Source organism: Sphingomonas bacterium (assembly GCF_028292945.1).
Classification (GTDB): domain Bacteria; phylum Pseudomonadota; class Alphaproteobacteria; order Sphingomonadales; family Sphingomonadaceae; genus Sphingomonas.
In genome coordinates this window covers 1-2,723 of record NZ_JAQGLJ010000122.1, presented here as the reverse complement: position 1 = coordinate 2,723, position 2,723 = coordinate 1, and the positions used below count along the sequence as shown (strand labels likewise).

The following is a 2,723-nucleotide window of genomic DNA, read 5'->3' as shown; positions in this document are numbered from 1 at the left end:
CGCGCCGCCGGCCCGTCCCGCGCCCCCGCCCCGCGTCGCGCCCCCGCCGCGTCCCGCGCGGGTGGAGGCCTCCGAGGCGGAGACCCGCGTCGCCAGGTCAGAGCCGGCGCGTCCGGTGACCGTGGCCCGCCCCAGCTTCAACTGCCGGGTGGCGCGGGGGCGGGTGGAGCAGATGATCTGCTCGGACGCCGGGCTTGCCGCGCAGGACCGGAGGATGAGTTCGGGCTATTATGCGGGGATGGCGCGTGGTGATGCGGAGACGCGCGCGGCGCTGCGCGGCAGCCGTGACCGCTGGCTCGCCTTCCGCAACCGCTGCGGTTCCGCGGCCTGCGTGTCGCAGGCCTATACCGATCGCACCGCCGAGATCGCCGACATCGCGGGGTTTTGAGAGGTTCCTCTCCCGCCTGCGGGAGGTGCCAGGGGGAGGGGCTGTTCGCAAGCGGCGAACCTCACGACATGCCCTCGCCAAACCCCTCCCGCAGGCGGGAAGGGGGCTAACGTTTCTTCCGGCAGGCGTCGGAACAATAGACGACGCTGTCCCAGTCGCACGCCCACTTCTTGCGCCAGGCGAACGGCCGCTCGCAGGCGGGGCAGGTCTTGGTCGGCAGATCGCGCTTGGCGACGCCGTTGGGCATCAGCTTTGCGCGTCCAGAAACGCCTCGACGGCGGCGAGATCGACGTCGCGCTCCAGATAGGTTTGACCGATGCCCCCTGCGAGCAGGAAGGCGAGCCGCCCGCCGCTAGCCTTTTTGTCGTGGCGCATATGCTCGACCAGCCGAGCGCCGTTCGCCCCCAGGCCGGTGGCTGCAAGGCCGTCCGGCAGGCCGACGCTGCGCAGATGCGCGCGGACCCGCTCGGCATGGTCGGGCGGGCACAACCCCTGCGCGACCGAGAAATCGAACGCCAGCGCGCAGCCTGCCGCGACCGCTTCACCATGCAGCAGCGAGCCATCGAACCCCGCTTCGGCCTCCAGCGCGTGCCCGAACGTGTGGCCCAGGTTGAGCAACGCGCGCGTGCCGTTGGTCTCGAACTCGTCGGCGGCGACGATCCGCGCCTTGTTGGCGACGCAGCGTGCGATCGCCGCCTCGCGCGCGGCCGTGTCGCCGGCCAGCAGTGCCGCACCGTTGCGTTCGCACCAGGCGAAGAAGTCGGGATCGTCGATCAGGCCGTATTTCACCACCTCGGCATAGCCGGCGCGCAGTTCGCGATCGGGCAGCGTGTCGAGCACGAGCGGGTCGATCAGCACCAGTTCGGGCTGGTGGAACGCGCCGATCAGGTTCTTGCCCGCGGCGGTGTTGATCCCGGTCTTGCCGCCGACCGAACTGTCGACCTGCGCCAGCAGCGTGGTGGGGATCTGCACGAAGCGGGTGCCGCGCTTCAGGATGGCGCTCGCGAAGCCGACCAGATCGCCGATCACGCCGCCACCCAGTGCGACGACGATGTCACGCCGCTCCACGCCCCACTCGAGCAGCTGATCGGTGATGCGGGCGAGTGTCGCCCAGCTCTTGCTCGTTTCGCCTGCGGGCACGGTGGCCGAGCGCCAAGCCAGGCCGGCGGTGTCGAGCGAAGTGGTTAACGTAGCGAGGTGGCCGGCGACGGTTGCGTCGGCGATGATCGCCAGCGGACGGCCGTGCGCCAGCGGCATGAGGTGTTCGCCGGCACGGGAGAGCAGGCCCGAGTCGATCAGTACGGGGTAGGAACGGTCGCCGAGACTGACGTCGATCTGTTTCATATTCTTCGTCACCCTGAACTTGTTTCAGGGTCCATGCGAGACCCCGACTTCACGCGCTCGGCTGATGACGCGCATGGATGCTGAAACGAGTTCAGCATGACAGTGGAAAGGTCATCGACCTATGGCTCGCAATATTGCCGCCACCGTGTTCTCGTGCGGCGCCTTGTGGCTGGCGATGTGGATCGGGGCGAGCGCGTAGATCGGATTACGCACCGCCGCCAGCTCGCTCAGCACCGCGTGCGGATCGCGGTCGCGCAGCAGCGGGCGGGTGTCGCGCCGCTTCACCCGCTCGGCGAGCACGGCAATATTGGCGTCGAGCCAGACCGCCGTCGCCGTTTCCAGGATCAGCGCGCGGGTCGTGTCGTTCATGAACGCGCCGCCGCCGGTCGCGATCACCTTTGGGCTGCCGTCGATCAGCCGCGCGAGCACGCGGCGCTCGCCATCGCGAAAATAAGGCTCGCCATAGCGTTCGAAGATTTCGGCGACGGTCATCCCCGCCGCCTCCTCGATCTCGTGATCCGCATCGGCGAACGGCACTCCCAGCCGCAGCGCCAGCCGCCGTCCCACCGTGGTCTTGCCCACGCCCATCAGCCCGACCAGCACGATTGGCCGCCCGTCCCAGACGCCCCCCCGGCTCGGTTCGCGGCTTTGCAACATCATCGGGCGGGCTATAGAGCGGCGCTACACTGTTCGCCACGCTGTTCAAGGTTCCCGCCCGCCCATGTCCCGCCTCCTTGTCATCGTCGTCGCCGCTTTGGTCGTGCTGATCGGCGCACTGTTCCTGCTCGCAGGGCGGGCGACCGAGCGGCCGCTGACGCCGGTCGAACAGGCGGTCAGCCTTGAAAACCTCTCGTAGGATCGCGCTGACACTGGCGATCGCCGGTGCAGCGCTCCCCGCCTTCAGCCAGGATCGACCCGAGTCGATCCTGCCGCCCGGTTTCGGCGATCCCGCCGCCGCGCCGACCGCGACGCCAGCGCCGCGCGCGACGGC

General features: G+C 69.5%; 5 protein-coding genes. 2 read left to right on the top strand and 3 right to left on the bottom strand.

Annotated features, from left to right (window positions below; genetic code table 11):
• Positions 1-388, top strand: a 388-nt coding sequence (locus JWN21_RS12985; protein ID WP_299650925.1) for a lysozyme inhibitor LprI family protein, incomplete at its 5' end; no start/stop codon positions are given.
• A 106-nt stretch (positions 389-494) separates the two neighbouring features.
• Here JWN21_RS12985 and JWN21_RS12980 read toward each other — a convergent pair.
• From JWN21_RS12980 to JWN21_RS12970, 3 genes are all read right to left on the bottom strand, one after another.
• Positions 495-635: a DUF2256 domain-containing protein gene (locus tag JWN21_RS12980; RefSeq protein WP_299650922.1), complete on the bottom strand. Its 141-nt coding sequence runs from the start codon at positions 633-635 to the stop codon at positions 495-497.
• Complete coding sequence (gene aroB, locus JWN21_RS12975; protein ID WP_299650919.1) at positions 635-1,732, bottom strand: 3-dehydroquinate synthase; 1,098 nt, start codon at positions 1,730-1,732, stop codon at positions 635-637. Before aroB ends, JWN21_RS12980 begins: the two co-directional genes overlap by 1 nt.
• A 111-nt stretch (positions 1,733-1,843) precedes the next feature.
• The gene (locus JWN21_RS12970) at positions 1,844-2,389 is read right to left on the bottom strand and encodes a shikimate kinase (protein WP_299650928.1); all 546 of its coding nucleotides are present in this window, start codon (positions 2,387-2,389) and stop codon (positions 1,844-1,846) included.
• A gap of 64 nt (positions 2,390-2,453) precedes the next feature.
• On the opposite strand from JWN21_RS12970, the gene JWN21_RS12965 reads away from it, so the two are divergent.
• Entirely contained in the window at positions 2,454-2,588 is a 135-nt protein-coding gene (locus tag JWN21_RS12965) for a hypothetical protein (protein WP_299650916.1), read from the top strand.
• The last annotated feature ends 135 nt before the right edge of the window (positions 2,589-2,723 follow it).

Excerpts from the sequence above, each read along its gene's own strand:
- JWN21_RS12980 (WP_299650922.1), bottom strand. The coding sequence starts at position 635 with ATGCCCAACGGCGTCGCCAAGCGCGATCTGCCGACCAAGACCTGCCCC.
- aroB (WP_299650919.1), bottom strand. The coding sequence starts at position 1,732 with ATGAAACAGATCGACGTCAGTCTCGGCGACCGTTCCTACCCCGTACTG.
- JWN21_RS12970 (WP_299650928.1), bottom strand. The coding sequence starts at position 2,389 with ATGTTGCAAAGCCGCGAACCGAGCCGGGGGGGCGTCTGGGACGGGCGG.
- JWN21_RS12965 (WP_299650916.1), top strand. The coding sequence starts at position 2,454 with ATGTCCCGCCTCCTTGTCATCGTCGTCGCCGCTTTGGTCGTGCTGATC.